The 6,920-nt window shown below is 69.1% G+C and carries 8 protein-coding genes; 1 reads left to right on the top strand and 7 read right to left on the bottom strand.

The window, feature by feature from the left end; all coding sequences use genetic code 11:
* The 7 genes from VGR06_RS25190 to VGR06_RS25160 form a co-directional block, all read right to left on the bottom strand.
* Positions 1 to 1,187 (bottom strand): MFS transporter (locus VGR06_RS25190; RefSeq protein ID WP_327561590.1); only part of this gene is annotated, 1,187 nt, incomplete at its 3' end.
* Entirely contained in the window at positions 1,184 to 2,077 is an 894-nt protein-coding gene (locus tag VGR06_RS25185) for a rhodanese-like domain-containing protein (RefSeq protein ID WP_327561589.1), read from the bottom strand. The genes VGR06_RS25190 and VGR06_RS25185, both read right to left, overlap by 4 nt.
* 62 nt (positions 2,078 to 2,139) lie before the next feature.
* Positions 2,140 to 3,087, bottom strand: coding sequence for an integrase core domain-containing protein (locus VGR06_RS25180; protein ID WP_327561588.1), 948 nt, complete (start codon positions 3,085 to 3,087; stop codon positions 2,140 to 2,142).
* 1,403 nt (positions 3,088 to 4,490) lie between these two features.
* The gene (locus VGR06_RS25175; protein ID WP_327561587.1) at positions 4,491 to 4,649 is read right to left on the bottom strand and encodes a hypothetical protein; all 159 of its coding nucleotides are present in this window, start codon (positions 4,647 to 4,649) and stop codon (positions 4,491 to 4,493) included.
* Positions 4,646 to 5,008, bottom strand: a complete 363-nt coding sequence (locus VGR06_RS25170; protein WP_327561586.1) for a hypothetical protein — start codon at positions 5,006 to 5,008, stop codon at positions 4,646 to 4,648. Before VGR06_RS25170 ends, VGR06_RS25175 begins: the two co-directional genes overlap by 4 nt.
* Positions 5,009 to 5,046: 38 nt before the next feature.
* Positions 5,047 to 5,325: a hypothetical protein gene (locus VGR06_RS25165; RefSeq protein WP_327561585.1), complete on the bottom strand. Its 279-nt coding sequence runs from the start codon at positions 5,323 to 5,325 to the stop codon at positions 5,047 to 5,049.
* Positions 5,326 to 5,520, bottom strand: coding sequence for a hypothetical protein (locus tag VGR06_RS25160; RefSeq protein WP_327561584.1), 195 nt, complete (start codon positions 5,518 to 5,520; stop codon positions 5,326 to 5,328).
* Between the two features lie 582 nt (positions 5,521 to 6,102).
* Between VGR06_RS25160 and VGR06_RS25155 the strand changes: the two genes are divergently transcribed.
* Positions 6,103 to 6,920, top strand: an 818-nt coding sequence (locus VGR06_RS25155; RefSeq protein WP_327561583.1) for an NAD(P)/FAD-dependent oxidoreductase, incomplete at its 3' end; no start/stop codon positions are given.

Below are 6,920 nucleotides of genomic sequence, written 5' to 3'. Positions count from 1 at the left end.
GCGACGGCGGCGCGTAGCCCCCACAGGTCGGCGAGGATCCCGGCCAGGACGGCGCCGACGGCGAACCCGCCGTCACGCCAGAGGCGGTAGACACCGACCGCGCGGGCGCGCCAGGTGGGATGGGCGACGTCGCCGATGGCGGCGAGCAGCGTCGGGTACACCATCGCGGTGCCGGCGCCGAGCAGGACGGCCGCGACCGTCCAGAGCGCGAAGGTGTCGACGGCTGCGACCAGGGCCAGCGCGACGGCCTGAACGAGCATGCCGATGGTGATGAAGGGCTTGCGACCGAGGCGGTCTGACAGCGGCCCGGTGACCAGCTGCCCGACGCCCCAGACCGCGGGGTAGACGGCGGCGAGGATCCCGATCCGGTCTATTGATAGTCCTGCGGTGGCGAACAGGATCGGGAACAGTCCCCAGGCGAGGCCGTCGTTGAGGTTGTTCACCATCCCGGCTTGGCTGGCTGCGGACAGCGCGGGCTCGCGAACGCTGGTGTAGGTGAAGACCTCCCCGTTGGTCAGTTCGGCGTGGAGGTGGTCGTGGCGGCCGTCGGCGCGGGCCGTGTGCTGGGTGGCTTCGAGGCGAGCATGGTCGCGGGTTTCGCGGACGGCGAGTCCGCAGAGGCCGAGTCCCACGACCGCATAGGACAGGCCGAGCAGGAAGGGCGCGGGCCGCAGCCCGTACTCGGCGGCCAGGTACCCGGTGGCCGCGGCGGTGGCCGCGACCGCGCCGTAGCCGGCCGCCTCGTTGAGTCCCATCGCCAGCCCGCGCCGAGCTGGGCCGGCGAGGTCGATCTTCATGATCACCGTGGTCGACCAGGTCAGTCCCTGGTTGATCCCGAGCAGCACGTTGGCGGCGATCACCCAGCCCCAGTTGGGGGCCCAGATCAGCATCAGCGGCACCGGCACCGCGATCAGCCATCCGGCGAGAAGCACCGGCTTGCGGCCGAACCGATCCGACCAGGCGCCGGCGAAGTAGTTGGTCGCCGCCTTGGTCGCGCCGAACGCGAGGACGTAGGTGAGGACGAAGGTGTAGCCGGTCAGACTGAACTCGTCCTCGGCCAGCAGCGGCAGCACGGTGCGCTCCTGGCCGAGCATGCCTCCGACCAGCGCGTTGACCGCGACCAGCAAGCTGAACTGGGCGAGGTTGGCCCGCACTCCCAGAACCGGAGGACGTGTCTTGGCGGTCATGTGCCGGACTCGAGGCTGCGGCCGGTGTCGCGTGCCCAGTCGTCCGGCCCGCCGACGAGCACGGTCACGTCGGTGTGACCGGCTCGTTCGAGCAGGCTGGCGCCGCCGGCCGCGCGCTCGCCGTGCGCACAAACCACCACGGTCGGCTCGTCCGGCAGCTCCGCGGGCCGGTCTGGCAGATCGCCGAGCTCGATATGGGTCGCTCCCGGCAGATGACCGGCGGCGAACTCGGAGTCTTGACGCACGTCCAGGACGCGTCGTGAGGCGATCTCGTTGGGCCGGTCCAGCTTCGTGCGGATCATGGGGTGTCCGCTCGCGGCCCAGGCTGCCATCCCACCATCGATCTCGCCGGCCAGATTGTCGTAGCCGATCTTGGCCGCCTGCCAGGCAATCTCGGCGGGCCGCTGGTGTGTGCCGTGGACGATGATTAGCGGGCTATCGGGCGGGGCCAGCCAGCCCAGCCAGGACGCGAACGCCGGCCGGAAAGGTATCGAGAGCGCCCCCGGGATGTGGCCGGCGGCGTACTCGGGGACCGGACGGACGTCAATCGCGATGGCATCCGCGGCGAGGAGCCTCGAGACGTGGGCGGCGTCGAGGGGTCGTAGGGCGGGCTCGCGATCGAGTATTGGGCCGTAGCGGTTGATCTCTGCGAGACGCAAGAAGTACGACGGATAGCTGCCCAGCGAATCCAGAAGCTCGGCTACGAACGCGTCCTCATCCGTCGCGCGCAACAGCGCGTTGGTCGCCTTCTCGCGGCCAATCGTGCTCGTCCGCTCAGCGCGGGGAGGCGCCGAGCAGAACGATCCCGCGCCGTGGGTCGGCCAGACCGCGACGTCGTCGGGAAGTGTCGCAAGTCGCTGGAGCGAGTGGTACTGGGCACGGGCCAGCATCTCCGTCTGCTTGTACCGTGCCAAATCTCGGGCCGCAGCGTTGAGCTGCGGTAACACGGGGATCAGGCCGCTCGGTGGTACTCGTTGATCACGCCTTGGAGGACTCTGCGGCGGCGGATCGGAGCATCGAGTGGGACGACGGTCGCTGGGTCGTGGTTCGGCGGCTGCTGCTGGAGGCTTTGATGCGGTCGATGCCCGTTGAAGTGTCGGGCATATTGGTCGAGGACCGTGTTGGCGTGGCGATGGTTGTAGATCAGCATCCGGTCGGCGCACTCCTCGCGCGCACTGCGGACGAATCTCTCGGCGTAGCAGTTGGCTCGCGGCGTGTGGGGAGGGATCTTGATCGTGTTCACGCCCGCGGAGGCGAATACGGCGTCGAATGCCTGGCCGTACTTGGTGTCCCGATCACGGACCAGGAACCGGAACGTTCCGGCACGATCGCCAAGGTCTATCAGCAGATTTCGGGCCTGCTGCGCGGTCCACGACTGGGTCGGGTGCTCGGTGACACCGAGGACGTGGACGGTGCGGGTCCTCACCTCCATGACAAACAACACATAGAGTCTGCGTAGGCAGACGGTGTCGATGTGGAAGAAGTCGGCCGCGAGGAGGCCGTGCGCCTGATTACGCAGGAACGCCCGCCAGCTCTTGTCTGCCCGTGGTGCCGGGCCGAGTCCTGCTGCGGCGAGGATTCGGCGGATCGTGCCCGCGCCGAGGCGGTGACCAAGGCGGACCAGTTCACCCTGGACGCGCCGGTGGCCCCATCGCGGGTTCTCCTTGGCCAGGCGGATGACCAGGTCGCGGATCTCATCGGAGACCGGCGGCCGACCCGGTCGGTTCGGATACGTCCACTTCCGCGCGACGAGACGGCGATGCCAGGCCAACAGCGTGGCCGGTGTGACAATCCGATGCGTCCGCAGGTCGCGAGGCAGGAGGCGGGTCAGCGCGGACAGGATCGCTCGATCCTCCCACGATGGCCGGGGTGTGCCGACTTGACGGCGCAGCACCGCCACCTCGTGGCGCAACACCACCAGCTCCGCCGTAAGCGCGCTCCTGCGACCAGCCAGCAGTACGAGCCAGCCGAATACGCGGACAAGGGCCAGATACAGCAGTCGAAACGCCATGAGCCGCGATTCTGGCCTAGCCTTGCGCCATCCGGCGAAGCCACAGGTCGGCGGCCTACGCCAAGTTCTGGCACGGTACAGGTCTGCACTGGGACGAACTCGACCTGCTGACCAGCACGGCACTGGCCAGCCCCGGCTGCATCGGCTGGACCCTTACCATCTACAACCCCGAGCTCGACCCGACCCGCGTCGGGGCGCACCGCATCGTGCGTCATTTCCGCCAGGCCCTCGCCGTCGCCGCACCCCCGGATGGGCAGCAGCCAGGAAAGGACCAGGCGTCTGCCTAACGAACGAACGCTCGGGTCGCAGCATTACCGCGGCCGCACCAGCAGGGTTCCAAACCGTATGACGCGTGCTGGAGACACCCTGGAGTAGCCGCTGAGCGGAGCGCGCCGTTCTGCCCCGAGTGGAGCTGTCGCGGGGATCAATAGGGACGTCGGAGTCCGCTCTCCGAGAGCACCTGCGCGGCGAAGTCGAGCATGGCGCCTATCTCCTCAACCGCAGCGGCCAGCTCGTCGAGGGCATCACCGCGGGTCTGTTGCATTGAGCGATCGCAAGTGATCTGGACCAGAAGATTTACGGTCAGCACCCCGCCCAGAGCACCTGGCCCGCTCGGCGAGACCGGTCAGCACCGCCGGGCGGCCCCCCAGAGGGTTCCGCCAGTAAGATTTCCGGTCAAGATCGCTTCGGGTCGCTCTATGCAACAGAACCGAAGTTGCGCCCTTACTTGTTTCGGCCCACGCCGGCAACGGTCCCGGGTTTCGGGGTTGGGCGTGCTCGACTGTCCTCCTCACCCTCGATAGCTGCCGGATTCTGCGAGCGGGCGGGGATGTCCAGGGTCCGGGTTAGCGATCGCGTGGCGACGGCCCGTAGAGCCGCCCTTGAGAGCCCCGGCCGGGAGCGGATGATCGCGAGGGGTTGGGGGATCGGTTCGCCTGGTTGCACGCTTGGGGTTTGGGTTCGGTTGCCCTCTCCTGTCGGTGGGGGTGGTGGCGCGGGCTATCGGTGTGGTCATCGGCTGGTGGCGCCGGGGATGCGAGTGAGCTGCCAGCCTTACCTAGTCCACGTCCCGGTGAGGTCTGAGCTGGGACGGCGACAAGATGATGGATTGGGAACCGCCCGCCTGCGGGAGGTCGCGGCCGCCCAGTCGTCAAAGGCCGTCCCCTGGGTCCTGCACGGGCAGGGCGGCGAGGGTGCTGGCAGGAGCTGGCGGCAGTTGATGCTGCCCATCTGGTGACGTGGCGCCCGTGCCCGGCATCGCGTGGGCCACCGACGATGATCGCCCGCTCAGGTCACGCCCAGCTGAGTACGTCCTCGCCGAGGTCGGCCAGGATGTGGCTGACGACGCGCGAGCGTGCGGGCCTCGGCCAGCGCGGCCGCTTGCCGTCGATGCGGTCGCTGACCTTCGCGTCGTAGACGTGGTCGGGGGCACCGGCGCGGGCGTGGGTCATGCCCGCCTCGTAGGCGACCCACCGCAGGATCGGTGGCCCCTGCCGGGACGGGCGCCCGGAGCACGTTTGCCGGCCGGGGAGTAGACGGTGACATCCAGCCCGCAGAACCGCACCGCCTTACGGGAGGACAACCGGTCGGCGCCACCCAGCCAGCAGGTGAACGCCAGCCCACCGATCGGGCCCACCCTGTAGACCCGCTGCCGCAGCACGGTGACCCCGCGCAGATGCTTGGCAGCCTCCACCAACCTGGCGCGCAACGCGTCCAGCTCGATTTCCAGCGCGTCTACCACCCGGGCGGTGACGGCGACCTGGATCTGCCCGGCCGGCGAGGTTGCCGGTGATCTGCTGCAGCCGGGCACGTCCCTGCTGGGTGGACACCCCACCGTGCCCCAACGCCTTACGACGCCTGGCCGAAGCACACCGCGTGGATCCACTGCAGCCGGGCGGTGTGCTCGACCCGCAGATCCTGGTAGGTCTGCAGCAGCGCCCGGCATTCCAGCAGATGCGCGGGAGGAATCCAGCACTTGGGCAGCCGGCCGGTCTCCAGCAACTCACGCAGCAGCCGGGAGTCCGACCGGCCGGTCTTGGCCCGCCGCTTCTTCCCGCCGGCCGCTGCGGTCTCCGCCGGCTCGGCCAGATGCGCCGCGATGCCCGCCCCGGCAAGCTCCTCGGTCACCTACCGCCAGCCCGTGCACGCCTCGACCGCGAACGCGACGTCGTCCCGGCCGGCGAAACTCCTCCGCAGCCAGGCCCGCAGCCGCGCCCGGCCGGCATGGCCGATCTGCCCGCACCTCCATTGCCCGGTCACCGTGTCGACGTAGTCGAAGGTGATCTGCTTTCGGTGGATGTCCAACCCGCCTACGATCCCCATCAGGACCTCCTCACGCTCCCGAGGGCACAGCTGCCCGAACGTGGTTAACGCCAGGCAATCCTGCGTCTGAGCTGCGGAGGTCCCCTAGACCTCGGTAACCGCAGCGGGCCTGGCCAGCCCAACCACGGCGGCTCCGCCGGAGCACGTCATCTTCACGGGTTGACGCAGAGAAGACGTAGACGCGTTGCGGCAACGCGGTATCGATCGTGCAGAAGTCACATGCCAGGATGCTGGCCGCGTGGGCCCCGCAGGAGCTGGCACACGGGGTGTCCGCCCGGCGCGGAGCCGGGTCCACGCCGGCGTGGTGCAGGATCCGCGCCACCGTGCTCACTCCCACGGTGTAGCCGAGACCGACGAGCTCGCCGTGGATTCTTCGGTGGTCTCAGCTCGGATTCTCCCGTGCCAGGCGTAGCACCAACTCGCGGATCTCGCGCCGCCCCGACGGCCGACCCAGGGCACGCACCGCAGGCAAACCCGCAGCCCGCGGACCGAACCAAGGATTCTGAAGCCCCACATGGTTGATCTGTCTGTTACTGACACCACCGGTGGCCCACGGCAGCGGTGGTGTGCTGCGCTAGAGGGGTGCTCGCGGTCGACCTGCTCATCGTCGGTGCCGGACCGACCGGGCTGTACGCCGCCTACTATGCGGGGTTCCGCGGCCTCACCAGCGCGGTCGTCGACGCGCTGCCCGAGCCGGGCGGGCAGATCACCGCCATGTACCAGGAGAAGATGATCTTCGATGTGGCTGGTTTCCCGGCGATCCGCGGCCGGGATCTCGTCGCGAACCTGGTCGCCCAGGCCGCCGGGTTCCACCCCGCCTTCCTACTCGGCCAGCGCGCCAGTACCCTGCGGCGGCACGGTGACGACACCGTCACCGTGACCTGCGACACCGGCCAGGCGGTCCGCTGCCATGCGGTGATCATCACGGCCGGGATCGGCACCTTCACGCCGCGCCCGCTGCCGGTCGGCTCGCAGTTCCTCGGACGCGGGCTTACCCACTTCGTCTCTCGCCTCGCCGACTACCAGGGCAGGGACGTCATCGTGGTCGGCGGAGGTGACAGCGCCTTCGACTGGGCGTACACCCTGCACCCGCTCGCCCGCTCGGTGACGCTCGTGCATCGGCGTGACCGGTTCCGGGCGCATGAGCACACCGTTCGGCAGGTCCGCGACCTCGGCGTACCGGTGCTGGTCTTTAGCGAGATCACCGCGATCCACGGCGACTCGTGGGTGCACTCGGTGGACGTGCGGGACACCAAGACCGGGCAGACCCGGACGCTGCCGGCTCAGGCAATCATCGCGGCGCTTGGCTTCACCGCGGATCTCGGGCCGATGGCCGACTGGGGCATCACCATTGAGCGCAGACAGATCCCCGTCGACACGCACATGGCCACCAACGTGTC

The sequence above is a fragment of the Actinophytocola sp. genome (assembly GCF_036002505.1).
In the GTDB taxonomy this organism is placed as follows: Bacteria; Actinomycetota; Actinomycetes; order Mycobacteriales; family Pseudonocardiaceae; genus DASYTH01.
The sequence above is the reverse complement of the archived record's forward strand: the minus strand, read 5'-3'. Positions and strand labels throughout refer to the sequence as shown.

Coding starts and splice junctions, on each gene's coding strand:
- VGR06_RS25185 (WP_327561589.1), bottom strand. CDS start 2,077: ATGCTGGCCCGTGCCCAGTACCACTCGCTCCAGCGACTTGCGACACTT.
- VGR06_RS25175 (WP_327561587.1), bottom strand. CDS start 4,649: ATGACCCACGCCCGCGCCGGTGCCCCCGACCACGTCTACGACGCGAAG.
- VGR06_RS25160 (WP_327561584.1), bottom strand. CDS start 5,520: ATGGGGATCGTAGGCGGGTTGGACATCCACCGAAAGCAGATCACCTTC.